Raw genomic sequence first — 20556 nt, 5'->3', positions numbered from 1 at the left:
AAAGTGTAAATTATTACTTAAAATTATCATGAGACAGTTACCACCAGGGCGTAATTCTGAACCACTTAATCGTCGATTATGGCTTTTACTGTTGAGACGTGGTAGTATTGCTTTGATTGTGGTTTTACTCGCTTCCATTACTGGTGGCGCCTGGTGGTTAAGAAATTTTATCCTTCAAGATTTAGTACCCTTAGTTCAAACGAATCTAGCTCAGTTACTCGGACGACCAGTAGAAGTAGGTAAGGTAGATAGTGTAACTTTAAACAGTATCCGATTTAGTTCGCTCAATATACCCGCAACTGCACAAGACCCAGATAGAGTTACAGCAAAAGCTATCGATGTTCAATTTAATCCTTTACAAGTTCTTTTTACTAGGACTCTGAATTTAAATGTCGCTTTAGTCGAACCGAGTGTTTATTTAGAGCAAGATAAAAACGGTCAGTGGTTAAATACACAAATAAAGACAGGGAAAGAAGAGAAAGGTTTTATCACGACTAATTTAGAAAGTTTGATTATACGGAATGCCAGTTTGGCCTTAGTACCCACACCAAAACCTGGTATACCTAAAACTACTGTTGGTTTTAATCAAGCAAATGGTATTGTCAGAATTTTACCAGAGAAGCAAGGCGCCACTACCATAACAAACTTAACGTATGATATCGGCGCCTCTGCTCGCAATACTCAAGGTAAAGTAGATATCGATGGTAAAACTCAGTTAGTCTCAGGACAAATAAATTCGACGAACTTAAATGTCCAAGCGCGTGATTTACTCGTTGCTGATATAACTAAATTAGTGCAATCACCGATAAGTGCGACTTCGGGTAGCGTTAATGCTTCCCTTACTGTAGATATTACACCGAAGGCGCCTATAAGTGTAACCGGAACCGCCGATTTAAATAAAATAACCGCGAAAGTAGATAATATTCCCCAATTAATTACCAACACCCAAGGTAACTTACAGTTTCAAGGTCAGAACATCTCTACAAATAACCTGACTACGAACTTTGGCAAAATACCACTCCAGGTACAAGGCGCCGTCAATACTCAAACAGGTTACAATCTAAATGCGCTGATTCTACCCACAAATATTCAAACCATTCTTAGCACCCTCAACGCAAAGTCACCAGTTACAGCTATCGGACAAGTCCAAGCAAACGTCAAAATTCAAGGCAATATCAAACAACCCACCGCAACGGGAACCATTAGTACAGTCAAACTTGCGACTATCGACCGTTTACAACTAAACTCGGTCAGTAGTAACTTTCGTCTAGATATTTCAGGTACACCCGTTATTACCCTTTCCAACCTCCAAGTCACACCAACCCTAGGAGGACAAATTTTAGGAAGTGGAAAAATTCAACTTGCTCAAAATGGTAATGTCAACCTAAATATACAAGCATTGGGAATTCCTGGAAATTCTGTTGCGGGTATATATAATGTTGCACTCCCTCTCAATATTGGTAACGTTGCTGCAAACGCGAATATTTCTGGTCAACTCGGTCAACCACTACAACTCGCTTTACAAAACTTAAAAGTGGCGCCACAAATAGGAGGAACAGTCACCGCAAACGGTAATATACAGTTAGCGCAGCAAGGTAATGTCAACCTAAATATACAAGCTTCGGGAATTCCTGGAAATGCAGTTGCTCAAGTTTATAATATTGCACTTCCTATAAATATAGGTAATGTCGGCGCCAATGGAAATGTTTCTGGTCGTTTGGGTACTCCTTCATTACAACTTGCTTTACAAAACTTAAAAGTGGCACCAGAAATAGGAGGAGTAGTTACAGGTAAAGGTAATATACAGTTAGCGCAACAAGGTCGAGTCAACTTGAATTTAAACGCTTCGCAAATACCAGGGGATGCGATAGCGCGTGCATATAAAGTGAATGCTCCAATTACAATAGGTAATGTGAGTGCGAATGCGAATATTTCGGGAGTGCTGGGTAATTTAAGGACAATAGCACAATTTCAGGCGCCGAGTTCGACTTATCCGAGTTCGGGAGAAATTAGCATTGCCAGTAATAATAATATAGAGTTGCAAAATGCGAATATTCGCTTCGCTGGTGGAACGGTGACAGCACGGGGTAGGGTAGAAGATAAACGTTTTAATGTAGCTGTTCGTGCGGATGGTGTACAGTTGAACCGTTTTGATCAATTACAGTTACCGAAACAACTGTCATCGGGGAGTTTGAATACAGCGTTGAATTTAACGGGTACAACAGACTCGTTACAGTTAGAGAATATCCGAGCATTAGGACTTGCCACTATAAATAATGTAGCAGGAGGAAGAGTCAACTTAAACAACATCAGTTTGAATAACGGTCGTTGGCAAGTTAATGGTGGTGTTGAGCAAATTGCCTTAAATCAGTTTTCGTCGAATTTACGTGGTCGGTTGAATAGTAGCTTTAATATAGGGGGAACAACAAAATCGTTTGCTCTCTCAAATATTCGTGGAAGTGGAAATTTTAATTTAACTCAAGGGGTATCGGTACTTGAGCAACCCGTAGTGGGTAACTTACAGTGGGACGGTCAACAAGTCGGACTGAGTGCGAGAACTACAGGGTTAACTGCAAATGGTGTAATAGCAGTCAACACCGAAAGTCAAACACCACAAATTACAGATTTGAATTTGAATGTTGCTGCACGTAACTTTAACTTACTTAAGGCGCCAGTAACAATACCAAATTTAGCTTTGGCTGGTAGAGTAGATTTTACGGGGAATGTTACGGGTAATTTAAACACACCTGTTGCCAATGGAAATTTAGAGTTACGGAACTTTGCTGTAAATAACTTAGCGTTCGACCCAGTTTTGACAGGAAGTGTGAGTTATGCTGGTGGAACGGGCGCCGCTATTACCTTGATAGGCAACAAACAAGATAGAATAGCAGTGAACCTAGGCGCCGATAATTTTCCGACATCGTTTATAATTCAACGTGGAGAAAGTGTTGCAAAGGGTAGGACAGAGGGAGATAATTTAATTGCCAGTGCAGAAAACTTTCCTGTCAGTGTTTTAGGAAGTCTTGTTCCTGCGAATATCCCAAATATCCAACCGTTAGCAGGGAATATATCAGGTAACGTTGTTGCGAATATTAGAACGAGAAATGCAAGTGGTGCCGTTGCAGTGGTTCAACCCAGAATTGGTAGAATAGCAGGAGAAGCATTTACAGGAAACTTTGACTTTACGAATGGAACTGCCAGTTTAAATAATGGACAATTCCAAGTAGGCGATAGTTTAATTTCATTGAGTGGTAGTGTAGAAACACAAGGGAATCGTCAAGTTCAAGTTCAAGCTTCGGTAAATCAAGCCAGAATCGAAAAGCTTTTACAAGCATTGAGTATTTATGACTTTGAAGATTTATTTACGGGTGTAGAGTCTCCACAATTAGCTGATGCTTCGGTATTAAGACCAACAACTGAGTTATATATACCACAGGATGTGAGTTTGTTAACGCAGTTGGATATATTTAAGGAGATTACAGATGTTATAGCTAAACAGGAAACAGTTGAGCAACAACAAGAAGCAACGGGTATACCAGCACTTTCGGAATTACAAGGTTTAATCAGTGCGAAACTGGATGTAACAGGTTCGTTACAGTCGGGGTTAAATACAAACTTTAATGTAAATGGTTCAAATGTGGAATGGGGAAATTATAATATTGGGGAAGTGACAGCAAATGGTGGTTTTGCAGATGGTGTATTAACATTGCAACCTTTACGAGTAGGTTTTGAAGGTGGACTTTTAGCATTTACAGGACAGTTGGGACAAAAAGACTTATCAGGACAGTTCCGAGTATCAAGCTTACCAATTTCAGCATTACAACGATTTGGTAATTTACCAGTTAATGCGACAGGTGAAATAAATGCTTTAACAGCGCTAAGTGGTAGTTTAACAAATCCGAGTGCGAAAGGGGATGTTTCCCTGGAAAATGCGACGTTGAATTCTAAACCGATAAAAAGCGCACAGTTGAGTTTTAATTTAAATAATGCGCGTTTGAATTTTGGTAGTACAGTAGCGGCAACCGATGCACAACCACTTAATATTATAGGTAGTATACCTGCTGCAATACCATTCGGCGCCGAACCAGAAAGTAATCAAATAAATATAACAGCGAATGTAAGAGATGATGGTTTATCGTTATTGAACGTACTTACCGACCAAGTTAACTGGGTTTCGGGTACGGGAGAGGTCAATGTAGCGATAGGGGGAACATTGAGTCAACCGACGATAACCGGAATAGCAAACGTGAATAATGCGACTTTAACAACGGTAGCATTAACAGAGCCTTTAACTAATGTAACAGGCGCCGTGCAATTTGACCGTGATCTAATAAATGTGCAGAATTTAGAAGCTTTATATAATAGAGAACGAGTAACAGCAGCAGGAAATTTAGGAATATTTGAGCAGCAAACAGTAAATAATCCTTTGACAGTATCATTAAATGACCTGAATGTGAGATTACAAGGACTGTATGAAGGGGGAGTAAGTGGAGATGCGGTTGTTACAGGAAGTGTAGTCAAACCAGTACTGGGTGGAACAATAAGACTAGCTTCAGGAGAAGTATCAATAACTCAACGGTCAGGACAACAACGACAACAGCAACCACAACAAGAAGCATTAGAGACACAAGAGAATGAAACACCAACGAACGAAAATATTACAACAGAGCGTCCTCCCATTGGGTTTTCGGAACTAAGATTAATATTAGAGGATAACGTGCGGGTTACAAGTGACCTATTGCCAACAAATTTAACTAATCCACTTTTATCGAGTTTCACAAATCAAGATTTTTTGAGTTTCGATGCAGAAGGCGCCTTAACAATAAATGGTACATTAGAAAAACCACTTCCCGAAGGAGTAATCAACTTAACAGGGGGACAAATAAATTTATTTGCCACACAATTTGTATTAGAAAGAGGATACGAGCAAACAGCAACGTTTACACCAAGTCTAGGTTTAGACCCAATACTGAACGTAAGATTGTTAGCAATAGTACCAGAATCAAGTGCAACTCGACTACCCACATCATCAATATCGGGTGAAATAAATGAAGTTCCAGTAACAAGCTTAGGTACATTACGCAGTGTGCGTGTATTCGCACGTGTCAACGGTCCAGCAAGTAATATAAATGACAACTTAGAATTAACAAGTGACCCAAGACGTAATAGAGCCGAAATAGTATCTTTAATAGGGGGGACTATCGTTAATGCATTCAACCAACAAGACGGAGGACTAGGAATAATATCCGCAGCAGGAAATAGAATATTAACACCCCTACAAGGAATAATCAGTTCACTCGGTCAAACAATAGGGTTAAGCGAACTACGTTTATATCCCACAGTCATCAACAACCGTAGCACAAACAGAAGTTCATCAGTATTAGGATTAGCAGCAGAAGCAGGATTTAACGTAAATAGAAACTTCTCATTATCAGTATCACGAGTCTTCATAGTCGATGAACCATTTAGATACAATTTAATATATCGAATCAACGAAGAAATATTATTGAGAGGTTCAACAGATTTATCAGAAGACAGTAGAGCATTAATCGAATATGAAACCAGACTTCCATAACCATTGTAAAACCAAAGGCGCCATCTATTTACGCTCGTTTCAGGTAAATATTGCTACTAATTATCTTAGAAATTAAGTAATATTCTCCTCCGGAGACACTCCGTGAACGCAAAAAAACCGCTATATTACCAGTTTAAAAAATAAATACGTGTATTCTTTTTAACTACAGAGACACAGAGAAAACAACGCACGTATTTGTTAAGGGCGTTGGGTATTAATGCATCAGTATTATATAATTTAGTATTCCTCTAAATAATTATTGGCTATCTGTAGGTGTTGTTTCGTGGGTAACTGGTTTTGCTGGGATGTATTTCGGTAGTTTTTTCGCACCATTATTCATTCTTTACCCTATCGGAAGCATAATTAAATGCTGGTTTATTTATAAGTATTTGCAGTTGGATAAATTTAAATAATTTTTACTACTACCTGTTTTAATCGCCATAACATGAGAGATTGATGCAATAGTCGCTACAATCAAATCAAGCCCAATAAATCTTTTATATATGACTCTTAAAGAACTAGAAAGTCAAATTCTTGCCTTGCCATCAACCGAAAAAGCAGTTATTATCCAAAGCTTAACTCAAACCATTAACATCGGTGCCAAAGGGATTACAAAAACGCCAGGTGTATGTGGTGGAGAAGCATGTATTGCAGGAACCCGCATTGCTGTGTGGTTACTGGTAGAAGCACGTCGTATTGGCATTACTGAAGCTCAACTATTACAAGATTATCCTCATATTAGTGCTGCTGATTTAGTCAACGCTTGGGTATACGCAGAAGCGCATCCAGAAGAAATAGAAGCAGTAATCCACGCGAATGAGGTTGCTTAATCAATGGCTCGTTTGTACGCAGACGAACAGTTTCCGAGAATAGTTAGTGAACTCCACAGAGCTAATCCAAATCATGCAGGTATTATTGTGATTACAAACGATATGGATAGGTCTAGGATGGCGACTCGAATTAACGAAGCAATCACAGTATCAGAACCGTTGTCAGGTAAATTAATTCGCGTAGTGCGTCCAAGCTAATTAGAATTTTAATGGCACTAATTCGTTTTGGAACCAAAATGTGAACCACGGTTCACATTTTCTAAGTATCAAAGCTTCATCTGTAAAATTTGTATACAAGTACCTAAAATAGGTATAGTTTTTAGTCCTAGCAGGGTATTAAATCAGTCAAATTATATATTGGTGCGTGAAAGCTGTTTGATTTTGCGTTTTATTTGTGGTTTGTAATGGCTTTCACGCACCCTACTCTACGTTGAAATTTAAGGTGTAATTTATGTTTCCATCTCCGCTTGTTTGCTGGGTGATATTGTTGTCGGTACTGTTCATTTCTACTTTTACAGATGCTGTCGCTGGTGTGTAACTACCTGATATTTCTACTTTTTTCTGTCCTCTAGTTAAGTAAGGTGATAAATTAATTTGAGATTGTTTGCCATTTAGGCGCCGGACTATTTTTCCGTTAACTTTTATTACTCCTCGTATTTTGGCGCCACCAGAGTTGATTTTTAGTATATGAGGTTGTCTACGATTCGCTGCACTTATATTTATGCTATCACTCTGAATGTTTGTGTTATCTGATATTTGAGTACTGGAAGATGTAAAGTTGACATTATCATCATCAACATCTTCTGTGTCTTCATACGAGTCGTCGTCTATTTCTTGCGCGGAGCTTTTTAGTAGCTTAGGAGACGAAGTTTGTTTTGAGCTAATACTAGTTTTTACCGTTGAGGTTTGTTGGCTATAAGAATTATTGCTGAACAAGGTGAACAGACTGATAATTAAGCCAAGGGGAAGACCGTAAAGAAGTAGTTTTCGCATAAGTTTTAATTAGAGATAAAAAAGTAAATAATGTCTAAATGTATCTAAATCTAAATGTAGAGACCGAATATATCTGACCTCTACCACTAATTTATCCAACAATGCCGAAAGCCCCCAGGAGGGAGCAACAATTTGTTACAATTACTTAAATTAAAGAAACCCGGTTTCTAAGCAATATAAACAATAAACCGGGTTTCTGTAAATTAGCGCTTGCGACCAGGTACGTTTACTTGAGTGCCAACATTAATGTTAATATGTGGCATTCTTACACCTGTTGGGTTTTTACCACCAGATAGATGTTGGGTTCTATTAATGGTTTGATTGACTCTACCTCCTCCTGTGTAAACTTGAGTTCCAGTTGCAGTAGAGGTATTACCAAAACAATCTTTGCTAATGCTTTGACTGTTATTTCTTGTTTGGTTAGCTCGTTTGGCACCAACTGCAATTTGGTTATCAACAGCAACGTTAATACAGGTAGCGCTAGCTTTTGGTGTAAATGTGGGAACCAGTGTTGGCAGCGCGCTCATTACAGTAGCTAGAGCAATTAATTTTAGTTTCATGATTTTCTCCGTATATGTGATGATAAATTAAAGAAACATTGAAGAAACCGGGTTTCTTGTCAATATTTGTAATATAAATAAATATTTTGCGTAGAAACCCGGTTTCTATTAGCAACCTCTAGCTTGTTGTTGGGTTGTTTTCTGCGTTCCGTTAACGTTAACTGTGTTACGGCGCCCTACAATTCCAACGTTCTGATTCATAAGTTGGTCAGAATATTGACGTTGAGAACCAGAGCGATGGCTGCAATATCCTCTTTTACGTTGGTTTTGGGTGGTAATTTGGGTACCGTTAACATTGGCTGAGTTGCCAGAACCATTAACATATACAGATTGATTGAGTTCTTGATTTGCGTCTTGCTTGGAACCAGCGAATGCTGCATTAGGAATCATAAGTACAGCAGCGAGTAAACCAAGAGCGTAGATAGAATTTTTCATTTTTGTATACCTAATAAGTTTTGTTTTTGTGTACTATCTTTTAGAACAGATAGCAGATTGTTGACCTTGAACAACGTTAGTATTAATAATTTTGATACGGTTACGATTTCCGTTGTTTGCTGCTGAGATATTTGTGTCGTTGGTGCCTCCTTGAGTTTGATTGGTAGGGGTTTGACACAAAAGCTTTTTAGCTCTTCTTTGTGACCTAATAACGTAGGTTCTGTTGGTAATACGGATTCTGTTGTTTTTACCAACGTTACTAGCATTAATATTTGTGTTTCCGGTATCACCCTGGATTTGTTCACCCGCAAATGCGACAGGCGCCATTGCAAAAGCTGCAAGTATACCAAGAATTAAAGATTTTTTAAACATGACTGCTTTAACTATTCCTATATATTGATAAATTTAGTAGCAAGCAGCAGACTGAGCTTGGCTAACGTTGGTTACGTTATTAATACGGGTATTATTGCGATTTCCAACAACTCCTGCATTAATTGCAGTGTCAGTAACATTACCTTGAGTTTGGCTTCCACCAGGGCACTTACTTCTGTGGCGTCTAACACGACGAGCCTCATACTTGCTTTGAGATTGGTGTACATTAGTTCCGTTCTTGATGTTGGTTCTGTTGCCATTACCTACAACACCTGCTTCGATGGTGGTAACGGTGCTGTTACCTTGTACTTGATCACCTGCAAAAGCTGCTGGCGCCAATGTCATTGCTGCAAGTACGCCTAAAACCAAAGATTTCTTCAACATTGTTATATACCTAAAATTAGTTGTGTGTGTTTTGTTTCGATGTTTGTTGTAGAGACGTGATAAATCACGTCTCAATCTAAATTTAGTAGCAAGCAGCAGACTGAGCTTGGCTAACGTTGGTTACGTTATTAATACGGGTATTATTACGATTTCCAACAACTCCTGTATTAATTGCAGTGTCAGTAACATTACCTTGAGTTTGGCTTCCACCAGGGCACTTACTTCTGTGGCGTCTAACGCGACGAGTCTCATACTTGCTTTGAGATTGGTGTACATTAGTTCCGTTCTTGATGTTGGTTCTGTTGCCATTACCTACAACACCTGCTTCGATGGTGGTAACGGTGCTGTTACCTTGTGTTTGACCTGCGAAAGCTGCTGGCGCCAATGTCATTGCTGCAAGTACGCCTAAAACCAAAGATTTCTTCAACATTGTTATATACCTTAATAGTTGTGTGTGTTTTGTTTAGATGTTTGTTGTAGAGACGTGATTTATCACGTCTCAAATGTCACGTCTCACATGTCAATTTAGTAACAAGCAGCAGATTGAGCTTGGCTAACGTTGGTTACGTTATTAATACGGGTATTATTACGATTTCCAACCACTCCTGCATTAATTGCAGTATCAGTAACATTACCTTGAGTTTGGCTTCCACCAGGGCACTTACTTCTGTGGCGTCTAACGCGACGAGTCTCATACTTGCTTTGAGATTGGTGTACATTAGTTCCGTTCTTGATGTTGGTTCTGTTGCCATTACCTACAACACCTGCTTCGATGGTGGTAACGGTGCTGTTACCTTGTGTTTGACCTGCGAAAGCTGCTGGCGCCAATGTCATTGCTGCAAGTACGCCTAAAACCAAAGATTTCTTCAACATTGTTATATACCTTAATAGTTGTGTGTGTGTTGTTTCGATGTTTGTTGTAGAGACGTGATTTATTCCCTGCGGGACACTACGTGAACACGTCTCTAATGTCACGTCTCAATCTAAATTTAGTAGCAAGCAGCAGACTGAGCTTGGCTAACGTTGGTTACGTTATTAATACGGGTGTTGTTACGATTTCCAACAACTCCTGTATTAATTGCAGTGTCAGTAACATTACCTTGAGTTTGGCTTCCACCAGGGCACTTACTTCTGTGGCGTCTAACGCGACGAGTCTCATACTTGCTTTGAGATTGGTGTACATTAGTTCCGTTCTTGATGTTGGTTCTGTTGCCATTACCTACAACACCTGCTTCGATGGTGGTAACGGTGCTGTTACCTTGTGTTTGACCTGCGAAAGCTGCTGGCGCCAATGTCATTGCTGCGAGTACGCCTAAAACCAAAGATTTCTTCAACATTGTTATATACCTTAATAGTTGTGTGTGTATTGTTGTAAGCACAAAGCGTGCTTGATATAAAAAGTCATTAACAGGAATTATTTATTAATAGCAACCAGCAGACTGAACTTGGTTAACGTTAGTCACGTTCGATACACGGGTGCGGTTGTAATTTCCAACAACTCCTGTTGAAATTGCAGTATCGGTAACATTACCTTGAACTTGGTTGCCACTAGGACGACAGCTACGACGATTGTATCTGCTACCACGACGTGACTCATACTTGGTTTGGTATTGACCAACGTTTGTTGTATTGTCAACACTAGTTCTGTTACCATTACCCACGACACCTACATTAATGTCTGTAACAGTGGTGTTTCCTTGTACCTGGTCATTTGCAAATGCTGCTGGCGCCATTGTCATCGCTGCGAGTACACCTAGAACCAAAGATTTCTTCAACATTTTTATATACCTTGTTAGTTGTGTGTTGATTTTTAAGATTAAATTTACTTACCTAAACAACTTAAGTGTTAAAAACGACAAAAAGCCCTTTAAGTTTTAAGTAAATAGTCATTCCTTAGAGATTTAACATCATTGCCATTCCAGTAATATTACTGTTTTGCAATGTAGTTTTTATCGTTTGGAATAATTTGTTCTACAGAGTTAAATCGAGTCATTCCGGATGAGTAAGAAAGTTTTCTGAAAATATTATCCTTTCTCTACTCTTGCAGAAGCTTCTTTAAGAAGTAACTCCCACCCGCTTGCCTCTATAAATAGTTTTAACCAAAGTTCTTAAGTGTGTCAAGTGCTAATGGAAAAATTGTCCAATTTTTTTTTGGCGCCAAAAAAGGGGTGATATTGGTAACATGTCTATGCGATGGATGGCATTACCCATCAGGGTACTTTTATCGGCTTTACACACCATCTATATATGATGGTGCATGAAAGCAGTTTGTTTAATTTTGGTGCTTTACCATTCGCTGCTGCGTTCTAAGCGTTGGATTAACCCCCCTTCTAATTTATCTTTCCATAAACGTACATCTGTGCGTTCTGGGTCAATGCGTTCCCACATTTTCAGCCATGCACGGGCGCCGTCGCGTTGTTTTTTTGCTACTAATAGTTCTATGTAAGCGTTGCTAAATGCTGAAAATTCGTCGTAGTGGAAGCGTTTGCGCTGCATAATGGGCTTGAGTATTTCGAGCGCTGCGTCGAGTTCACCTTTGACTATATGTCCGCGTGCGACACCAACTTTGGATAATATATAGTCAGGAAATTGTTCTGTGACCTCACGTAACAGTCGTTGTGCTTCTTCTTTACGTCCTTGATGTTCGTAGCAAAGTGCAAGATTATTAAGTATGGTGGGAGATTGTGTAATTTCTAAAGCTTGTTTGAGGATTGTTTCAGCTTGTTCTAATGCTTCAGGTGTGGGTGTTTTCATTAACCAGTACGTTTGTGTTAGCATATCATGAACTTCTGGTGAATGCCGAAATATTGGTTCATTATGGAATTCGTAGCTAAGAAGACTGATGTGTTGCCACTTGCCTTGTAACCACATACGGATGGTTTCTGGTAATAAACCTACTGCTGATAAGTTGGTTGCAGCATGGTAACGCATTTCATCTGGTCCACGTTGACTGAGTGCAAAGTTACGCATTGCGTTTTGCATGTCGGGGGTTTTAGCTAAAAAAGCTAAACTATAAGCTAGTTCGCGTCCAGTAATGTCACCTCGGTCTAGAAGTGCGGGTATTAAAGAGGCAAAATTTAGATGTTCGGCTAAGAATTTTTGTATGGCTTTTGACTTTTGTGCATCATATGACGATTTAGCATTGGCGCCTATGACTAGTTTAAGTTGGTCAATGGTTTTTTGTGTCACCCATTGTTCTAAACTAAAAGCCCAAGGTGCATGATGCTGTGCAATTGGTTTTTTAAGGTCATCTAAATTTTGTTGTACTAAATGGGCGCCTGTCAAATAGCTTTGTGCTTTCTTCCACAACTCGCGTGCTTCATCAAGCCTAGAGAGCCTAGCCATAGTCACGGCAACCAAGTGGTAGAATAAACCACTACCGCTTTTCGTGTCATCGTGCGATTTAACTTCTTCGTAAATTTGTAAAATTCCTTCATCATCACCTAAGTAAGCGAGTGCCTCAACTTTTTTTGTCCAAGAGTCCCAAGCTTTAGCACTAGTACCTTTGAGACGTTGAGCAATAAGTTTAGCGTCTTCAAACTGACCATTAAGACAAAGAAAGCGTGTTAAATTTGCAAGCGTATGTATATTATCAGGTTGGATATCAAGAACTTTTTGACAAGTACTAATAGCCTCGTTCAAATTACCTTCAACAAAACTAATCAAACTAAGATTATTATAAGCCGAAACAAAATTAGGACGCGCTTGTAAAACAGCTTCTTCAGCTTGACGTGCTTTCACGTACTCACACTGTTCTAAATATAGCTGTCCACGTTCATGTAATATAGCTATTTCCAATCCACGTTCTTCTAGCAAACCAATATCAGCAACTAATTTTTCTGTTTTAGCTTCTAATTCTGCTACTTTAACAGCAGCATCAGCAGCGCGTTCATGGTTAGGAAATTTACTCAAAGCATTACGAAAAGCTTGTAATGCTAATAATAAATGCTGCGTTAAAAAATATCCACCAGCTAACCCATAAGCAATATCAGCATTATTAGGTTGTACAGCTAATAACATCTCACACGCGCGCGTATAACCAGGAATATCCTTAACTTCGTAGCAAGCATTTACGAGATTTAATAAAACATCAAGATTTTGGGGATAATCATGTGATAAAGCATTTAAAATATAACGTGCTTCCAACCATTGTCCCCGCACTATAAACGCTTCAGCTTTACGTAACTCAGGCGCCAAAGGCAAGGTGCCAAACCCAGTATGCTTATGTAAAGACTTATTCAAGCTTGCCATTTACAGATAACCCCTGCTTTTAACAACACAGTTTACCTCTTCAGACTTTATCCATCTTTAACAGGAGTTAATGCGCTTTTCTTAGTTTTTCTTTAAATAAGCTCTCAACACTACGTATTACAAGACCAACCAAAAACTTACCATTGGCGCCTGTAATTACTTTAAATTCATCGAGTGTTTTTACGTTATCCACGTATCAAAGTAAAAAATTATGACGGAAATATATCTTAACCTTAAAAACTTGATATAATCAATAACACTGCTAATGCAATGCATAATATTATACCTAATTATCAATGGAAACTGCTGTTAATAAAACATTCATCTAGGGACTGAGTTGGAAGATGCGCGAAAGTTTACTACCTGAGCAATTAAGTAGTGGTATTGAAGAAATTAAAACTTCGACGCTTGAGTTTATAAAGTCTAGACAGGTGCCAATATCAATAGCTTCTAGAAAAAAATGGATTCAGAAGTAAGCTTTGAGCGCTTAACATTATCGGCGTTTATAACAACATCGTAATTTTGAGAATAATCATACGATAAATATTGCAACAAAAATTCTCTCCCTGCATAATTACAGAGAGAGGGAAATTTATCTCAGAGAAACCCGGTTTCTAGAGTAACTAATTAGATACACTTTTAGTTATTTTACGTCGTGCAAACGCTATACCACCAACACTTAAAAGCGCAAGCAATGAAGAAGGTTCTGGCACAGATGCATAATTATTAGTCCAACGATAAACACCTGTGTGAGATGTTGTATCGGTTCTTGTATTCCGGTCACCTGCAATACCACCAGATTCTATAGCTCTGAAACTAAAAGCATAATCTACTTGGTCATTAAATGTAATTTTTGCAATTTCACTAATTTGAAAAGGAGTTTTATTTTTAGCCGACTGTGCTGATAAAGCCAACAGCATTTGATCAAAAATTGGATTTCCTGTACTGTTGCGAGCGTAGTTAGAAGGTTGATATCTTGTAACTACATCTAAGTGTCCAACTAAATCAACATTTAATTGATTAGTTTGAGTATTATAAGTGATATCACCAATATTTGCATCACCAGCAGAGTTAAAGCCGTTGGTACTGAGGTAGCCAGCAATAGCATCAAAGTTGGTTTGAAAATCTTTGAACAAATTTGAGCCAGGTTGTGTAGTAATACCTTGCATCAAAGAACCATAAGCACTACCAAACCCTGTTAACCAGGATTTTGCCAATTTGCCATCTTTCCAGTCAGCTTTGGTAACACTTTCAACTTTAATACGGTTTTTTCCTAAATTAGCGGTAAATCCAACATTGTCTGTTATCGTTTCTCCATTCGTGAATAATTCAACGTTGGTAGCACTATCATTATCACTAATAGCAGCAGCAGCTTTTTGCATATTGCCGTAGTTATTAAAGTCATTCAATACTCGACGCCGAACTCCGCCAATACCTGTAGAATCGTAAACAGGAGTACCTGAACTATATGTCCATGTGTTAATATTAGGTCTATTCGTTGTTGTATTGGCAACACCATTAGTTGTAAATTGAATATCGCTAGGTCGAACTAAACCAGTAGCAAAAGCTGGAACTGTAGCGATTAAACTAACACTGGTTGCAATTGAAGTGATTAATAAGTGTTTAATAGTGGCTTTCATGAGTGTTTGTATGATTTATTTAAAATTGTTTGGTTTCCATTTATTAATTTACTTTTTTAATTACAATACTTGGTAAACTTAATGTAAATTTATTCGCAGTTTTAGATAAATACAAAGGCTTAAAACTATTTACAATTACAGTAATTACACTTAACAGCAATATTTTTGATATGTAATAAAGCTTCGGTGCCTCTCTTAACTCTTGCCTCTACGTCTCTGTGATAAAGAGATATACCTCCAAAATGAATGGCACAATTTATAACTTTTTGTACGTCGATTTTAGCAACAAAGACTCTCAATGTAGAGTAAAATACTCAAAACTAGAAATTACGGCGCCCATTATTAATGTAAGCGACGCATAAACTTTATGTTAAGGATTGGTTGCATGAGTGATTACAACTATCAAGTTGGGGGTAGTCTTAACCCGGATGCGCCTACTTACGTATGTAGACAGGCAGATGAAACACTTTATAATGCTCTAGGCGCTGGAGAATTTTGCTATGTTCTCAACTCCCGGCAAATGGGCAAATCTTCTTTGTTGGTAAGTGCAATACACAGATTGCGACAAGAAGGATACATATCTATAGTAGTAGATATGACTAGTGTAGGTAGCCAAAATATTACTCCATCACAGTGGTATAAAGGCATTATTACTCAACTTTGGCGTGGAGTTAATAGTATAAGCAAATTGGATTTAAAAGCTTGGTGGAGTTCAGAAGAAGGTCTATCGCTTTTGCAACAGTTAACTTATTTTATTGAAGATATACTTTTAGTTAAATTACCTCAAGAAAAAATAATTATTTTTTTTGATGAAATAGATAGTATTCTAAGTTTAAATTTTTCTATAGATGATTTTTTTGCATTGATTCGCTACTGCTATAATAAAAGAGCTATAAATCCGGAATACAATCGTCTGAACTTTGCTATTTTTGGAGTTGCAACACCAAGCGATTTAATTGCTGATAAAAACCGCACTCCTTTTAATATTGGCACAGCGATAGAACTACATGGATTTAAATTAAACGAAGCACAACCGTTAATAAAAGGATTAAAAGGTAAAGTCAGTAATCCCCAAGCAGTTATGGCAGAAATATTAGCTTGGACTTCTGGACAGCCATTTCTAACTCAAAAACTATGTAATTTAGTGGCAAATTTGAATCTAACCCAACAAAGTTCTGAAATTCAAGAGTCACAATTAGCACTGTTAGTACAAACACACGTTATAGACAATTGGCAATCCCAAGACGAGCCAGAACACCTACGCACAATACAAAATCGGCTTCTTCGTAACGAGCATTTAAGCAGCAGACTACTGGGAATTTATCAACAAATTTTACAAACATTAGAACCCCCCTTATCAAAAGAGGCAAGGGGGGTAGAAACCGATAATAGCCAAGAGCAAACCGAATTAATCCTATCTGGACTAGTTGAAAAACACCAGGGATACCTAAGAGTAAAAAACCGGATTTATCAAGAAGTATTTAACATTGAGTGGGTAGAGAAACAATTAAGTTCCTTGCGTCCCTATTCCCAAACCTTTGATGCTTGGATTGCTTCCAAACAGACAGATGTATCCCGATTGCTGCGCGGACAAGCATTAATTGACGCTCAACAATGGGCACAAGGTAAGAGTTTGAGCAGTTTAGATTATCAATTTTTAGTTAAGAGCGAAGAACATGACCGTCAAGAAATGAAACTAGTACTAGAGGCAGAAAGAGCCAAAGCTGTTGAAGCACAATTGATTGCAGCACAAAAAGCAGCCAAGTTCCAAAAGTTTTTTCTTCGTGCAGTAACAACGGGATTGTTTGTGTCTCTAATTTTGGGAATAACCAATTTTTTCCAATACCGCAACGTAGTTAAAAGCGAACGCGAAGCCAGAATCAGCGAAATCAAGGCTTTAGAAAAATCATCACAGGGATTATTTGCTTCTAATCAGCAGTTAGATGCAATGGTCGCTGCCATTAAAGCCAAACGCAAACTGCAAAATCAACCTTTAGTTGATGCTAAAACAAGTGCTGATGTAGAAACCGCCTTGCGGCAAACTGTTTATGGAACCAACGAATTTAATAGCCTTATTGGGCATCAAGGTGGTGTTTTAAGTGTCAGTATTAGTACTGATGAAAACTTTTTTGCTACGAGCAGCAACGACAAAACCGTTATAATATGGAAACGAAACGGCGCGTTAGTGCAAACTTTGCAACAGAAGGCAACACAGTTTAGCGTTACTTTTAGTCCTGACAGGCGCCTGCTTATTACTGGCGGTTTGGATGGCTTTATGCATTTGTGGCGCCTAGATAACACAGGTCTAGCAACTCCCCTCTCAACAATTCAAGCGCATTATTCACCCATCTGGAAAGTTGCCATCAGCCCGGACGGCAAACTCATTGCTTCAGCTAGTGCAGATAGCACAGTAAAATTATGGCGCCTTGACGGCAAACTACAAACCACATTAACAGGACATAAAAAAGCGGTTTGGGGTGTTGCCTTTAGTCCAGATAGCCAGACAGTTGCTTCCTCTGGGGTCGATAATATGGTCAAGTTGTGGAATATTAATGGCAATTTGCTCAACACCCTTACAGGTCATCAAGCTCCCGTTTGGAATGTAGCATTTTGCCCAAAAACTAATTTATTAGTGTCTGGTAGTAGTGACCGCACAGCTAAATTGTGGCAACTAGACGGTGCCCTCAAAAGAACACTCCAGGGTTCCAATCCAATTATCGCAGTGAACTGTAGTGCTAATGGTAAATATATTGCCACTGCTGGTCAGGATAGATATGTCAAATTGTGGAAGCCGAATGGAACCTTGCACAAAACCTTAAAGCAGCATAATGCGGTGATTAGGGATTTAGTATTAAGTGCTGACGGTCTCATAATTGCCTCTGCGAGTGAGGATGGCACAGTTAAACTATGGAAACGTAATAAACTGCTCTTAAAAACGCTCTACGGTCATGAGGATACGGTTTGGGATGTAGCTACTAGCCGAGATGGTGAGTGGATTGCTTCCGTTGGTAGTGATATGCTCAAATTATGGCGCCGAGATGGAACGCTGTGGAAAACAATTCAAGACAAAGGATTAGCATTTCGCAGCGTCAGCTTCAGCCCAAAGAGTCGAATTATAGTAACTGGTGGTCAGAACTGGACATTACAGCTTTGGGAGTTGCGACCAGAAAAATCTGAGCTTAGGTTGTTGCGAACGTTGGTGGGACATCAGGCGGACATCTATGCGGTAGCAATTAGTCCAGATGGGAAAACTATCGCCTCTGCGGGAGATGACAGAACCATCAAACTGTGGACAATTGAGGGAAAACTCTTACACAACATTGTCGCCCATGAAGGAAGAATTTGGAAATTAGCCTTTAGTCCAAAAGGAGACACCCTTGCGAGTGCGAGTGTAGATGGCGCCGTGAAACTATGGAAAACTGATGGCAAAGCAATAGCAACACTTCCTGTACAAGGAGGTGTATGGGGAGTTGCCTTTAACCCACAAGGAAATATTATAGCCTCAGCTAGTCGAAACGATAACCTCAAACTTTGGCGCTTAGATGGCAGCTTAATCAAAACAATTCGGGGGCAAAGTCGAGGATTAACGCGAATAGCATTTAGTCCTGATGGTAATACAATTGCAACAGCAGGCGTAGACAACACTATAAAACTGTGGAGTACAACAGGTAAATTGCTAACCACATTACCAGGACATTCGGGTATGGTAATCAGCCTTGCATTTACAACCGACGGTAACACACTAATATCCGGAGGTGATGAAAGTACAGTAATTTTGTGGGACTTAAAGCAAATTCGCACCCTTAACGAACTAGAATATGCTTGCAACTGGGTACAAGATTATTTACAGACAAACACGATGCAACTAAGCGACCGCCACCTGTGCAACCCCCTGTAGCACTGAAGTGCTTATTACGAGCTTCTCAGCATTTTCTGGTATATACTAGTAAAGGTGTTTGTAGCACAGAAACGAAAATTAGATACGCACATCCTATTACACCTAGGTATTTTGCTCTAACCATCACGGATATACAGCGAAATTTGGGCGCTTTATTTTTGATTTTCATAGCTCAAATTATCAAAACAATCCAAAAATACCTTATGACAATTGCTAACGAACCAAATTTGATTCGGCACGGATTATACGTAAAACAAATACGTCCTCTACTGCCAGACGAAGCATTTCTAAAAAATTCAAATAAACTAACTATCCTACTCATCAATATTGCAATATTGATTCTCGGTTGGGGTATAGCATCTTATTTAAATCAATGGCCCGTATACTTATTGTGGCTATACCTACCATTATCTCTAATAATGGGCAACAGCATAATAGTATTACTATTTAGTTCTCACGAACTACTCCATAACAGCGTCATCAAAAATCCTCGCTTAGTTTATGCGTTTGGTTTTTTAGGAATGACAATGCTAGGAATGCCACCAACATTTTGGCTAGCAGTCCACAACCGAGAACATCATAACAAAACCAATTCATTCGGTGACCCCGACCGAAACTATTTATCAAGCCAACCAGACACTTGGGGAAAATGGATTCAAGATAAATTTGTTCCCTCAGCAGAAGTAAATCCATTTGGATTGATGTTAGGTATGGCATCAGCTTGGGCAGTACACAACTTTCGGAATTTAACTTCTGTATTATTATTTAATAGCAAATCTGTCAATTACGTTCCTGCTGCCTTTACAGTAGGCGCCAAAGAACGGCGTACAATAGCCATAGAATGGTTAGGAATCATAGCAATTCATGGAAGTATCTTAGCATACTTACAATTTGACTTGTTAAAAATAGTACTGGCTTATATTATACCAATCGCCATTGGTTATGCCGGAGCAATGTTTTACATTTATACAAATCATATGATTTGTGAAATGACAGATGTCAACGACCCTTTAGTTAACAGTCTTTCTTTGAGAATGCCAAAAATATTTGATTTGCTGCATCTCAATTTTTCCTACCATACCGAACATCACATATTCCCAAGCATGAATTCCAACTACTATCCCTTAGTGCAACAATTACTCATTCAACACTACCCAGAAAAATATAATCTCATCGATGTAAAAGAAGCTTGGTCATTGTTAATGCAAACTCCTAGACATTATCGAAATAATAATCATTTCACTGATTGGTCTGGTAAAAAATCCGTTCCTTGTCCACTGATAGATAACTAGGGCAACGGATATAACGGATGTAACGGATAAGTTATACTGTAAACGGGTAAAATATGTACTAATGTCATGCTGAGGAACGAAGCATCTCACGTCATGCTGAGGAACGTTAACGCAGTTTTCGCGTTATCCGTAAACGGAGTTTTCCCGCAGGGTAGGATATCCCGAAGGGTAGGGTAGCATCTTTAAGATTTTGACTTTATTTAAAAGTAAAATTGTAATCCGTCCCCAGTATATTAGGCACAAAAATATTGGCTCGATAAAATAAACTATCCGTTACATCCGTTAATAATCCGTTGCCAATATGGTTTTCAACGCTATGATAAATT

Annotated in this window: 18 protein-coding genes; 6 read left to right on the top strand and 12 right to left on the bottom strand. The window is 38.8% G+C overall.

All coding sequences use genetic code 11. The features are described 5' to 3' along the window. Positions 1–28: 28 nt before the first annotated feature. The 3 genes from DSM106972_RS04475 (at position 29) to DSM106972_RS04465 (ending at position 6603) form a co-directional block, all read left to right on the top strand. Positions 29–5575, top strand: coding sequence for a translocation/assembly module TamB domain-containing protein (locus DSM106972_RS04475; RefSeq protein ID WP_127079265.1), 5547 nt, complete (start codon positions 29–31; stop codon positions 5573–5575). A 503-nt stretch (positions 5576–6078) separates the two neighbouring features. Further along, positions 6079–6405 (top strand): DUF433 domain-containing protein, encoded by a 327-nt coding sequence (locus DSM106972_RS04470; protein ID WP_127079263.1) that lies wholly within the window; start codon positions 6079–6081, stop codon positions 6403–6405. 3 nt (positions 6406–6408) lie between these two features. Then, positions 6409–6603, top strand: a complete 195-nt coding sequence (locus tag DSM106972_RS04465) for a hypothetical protein (RefSeq protein WP_127079261.1) — start codon at positions 6409–6411, stop codon at positions 6601–6603. A gap of 222 nt (positions 6604–6825) precedes the next feature. Here the strand turns inward: DSM106972_RS04465 and DSM106972_RS04460 are convergent, their stop codons facing one another. The 11 genes from DSM106972_RS04460 to DSM106972_RS54755 all read right to left on the bottom strand — a co-directional run bounded on the left by DSM106972_RS04460 (position 6826) and on the right by DSM106972_RS54755 (position 13593). Further along, the gene (locus DSM106972_RS04460; RefSeq protein WP_127079259.1) at positions 6826–7398 is read right to left on the bottom strand and encodes a hypothetical protein; all 573 of its coding nucleotides are present in this window, start codon (positions 7396–7398) and stop codon (positions 6826–6828) included. 203 nt (positions 7399–7601) lie between these two features. Continuing rightward, the gene (locus DSM106972_RS04455; protein WP_127079257.1) at positions 7602–7958 is read right to left on the bottom strand and encodes a hypothetical protein; all 357 of its coding nucleotides are present in this window, start codon (positions 7956–7958) and stop codon (positions 7602–7604) included. 108 nt (positions 7959–8066) lie between these two features. Continuing rightward, positions 8067–8393, bottom strand: a complete 327-nt coding sequence (locus DSM106972_RS04450; protein WP_073624040.1) for a hypothetical protein — start codon at positions 8391–8393, stop codon at positions 8067–8069. Between the two features lie 33 nt (positions 8394–8426). Beyond that, on the bottom strand, positions 8427–8765 hold the full coding sequence (locus DSM106972_RS04445) for a hypothetical protein (RefSeq protein ID WP_127079255.1): 339 nt from the start codon (positions 8763–8765) through the stop codon (positions 8427–8429). A gap of 33 nt (positions 8766–8798) precedes the next feature. After that, positions 8799–9149, bottom strand: a complete 351-nt coding sequence (locus tag DSM106972_RS04440; protein ID WP_127079253.1) for a hypothetical protein — start codon at positions 9147–9149, stop codon at positions 8799–8801. Positions 9150–9231: 82 nt separating this feature from the next. Continuing rightward, entirely contained in the window at positions 9232–9579 is a 348-nt protein-coding gene (locus DSM106972_RS04435) for a hypothetical protein (protein WP_127079249.1), read from the bottom strand. Between the two features lie 95 nt (positions 9580–9674). Further along, the gene (locus DSM106972_RS04430; RefSeq protein WP_127079251.1) at positions 9675–10022 is read right to left on the bottom strand and encodes a hypothetical protein; all 348 of its coding nucleotides are present in this window, start codon (positions 10020–10022) and stop codon (positions 9675–9677) included. Between the two features lie 116 nt (positions 10023–10138). Beyond that, positions 10139–10486, bottom strand: a complete 348-nt coding sequence (locus tag DSM106972_RS04425) for a hypothetical protein (RefSeq protein WP_127079249.1) — start codon at positions 10484–10486, stop codon at positions 10139–10141. Positions 10487–10570: 84 nt separating this feature from the next. Next, positions 10571–10927: a hypothetical protein gene (locus DSM106972_RS04420; RefSeq protein WP_127079247.1), complete on the bottom strand. Its 357-nt coding sequence runs from the start codon at positions 10925–10927 to the stop codon at positions 10571–10573. A gap of 508 nt (positions 10928–11435) precedes the next feature. Then, the gene (locus tag DSM106972_RS04415; RefSeq protein ID WP_127079245.1) at positions 11436–13400 is read right to left on the bottom strand and encodes a tetratricopeptide repeat protein; all 1965 of its coding nucleotides are present in this window, start codon (positions 13398–13400) and stop codon (positions 11436–11438) included. Between the two features lie 67 nt (positions 13401–13467). Further along, on the bottom strand, positions 13468–13593 hold the full coding sequence (locus DSM106972_RS54755; protein WP_267901056.1) for a hypothetical protein: 126 nt from the start codon (positions 13591–13593) through the stop codon (positions 13468–13470). Positions 13594–13744: 151 nt separating this feature from the next. Between DSM106972_RS54755 and DSM106972_RS54750 the strand changes: the two genes are divergently transcribed. After that, entirely contained in the window at positions 13745–13876 is a 132-nt protein-coding gene (locus tag DSM106972_RS54750; protein ID WP_267901055.1) for a hypothetical protein, read from the top strand. A 147-nt stretch (positions 13877–14023) separates the two neighbouring features. Here the strand turns inward: DSM106972_RS54750 and DSM106972_RS04410 are convergent, their stop codons facing one another. Next, on the bottom strand, positions 14024–15040 hold the full coding sequence (locus tag DSM106972_RS04410) for an NF038130 family PEP-CTERM protein (protein ID WP_127079243.1): 1017 nt from the start codon (positions 15038–15040) through the stop codon (positions 14024–14026). A 385-nt stretch (positions 15041–15425) separates the two neighbouring features. On the opposite strand from DSM106972_RS04410, the gene DSM106972_RS04405 reads away from it, so the two are divergent. Together DSM106972_RS04405 and DSM106972_RS04400 are read left to right on the top strand one after the other, a co-directional pair. Further along, positions 15426–18938 carry a WD40 repeat domain-containing protein gene (locus DSM106972_RS04405; protein ID WP_127079241.1) on the top strand — a complete coding sequence of 1171 codons (3513 nt, stop codon included), beginning with the start codon at positions 15426–15428 and terminating at the stop codon, positions 18936–18938. Between the two features lie 203 nt (positions 18939–19141). Next, a complete protein-coding gene (locus DSM106972_RS04400; RefSeq protein ID WP_170213551.1) occupies positions 19142–20230 on the top strand; it encodes a fatty acid desaturase family protein in 1089 nt (362 codons plus the stop codon). The last annotated feature ends 326 nt before the right edge of the window (positions 20231–20556 follow it).

Source organism: Dulcicalothrix desertica PCC 7102 (genome assembly GCF_003991905.1).
In the GTDB taxonomy this organism is placed as follows: domain Bacteria; phylum Cyanobacteriota; class Cyanobacteriia; order Cyanobacteriales; family Nostocaceae; genus Dulcicalothrix; species Dulcicalothrix desertica.
This window is presented reverse-complemented; position numbering and strand designations above follow the sequence as displayed.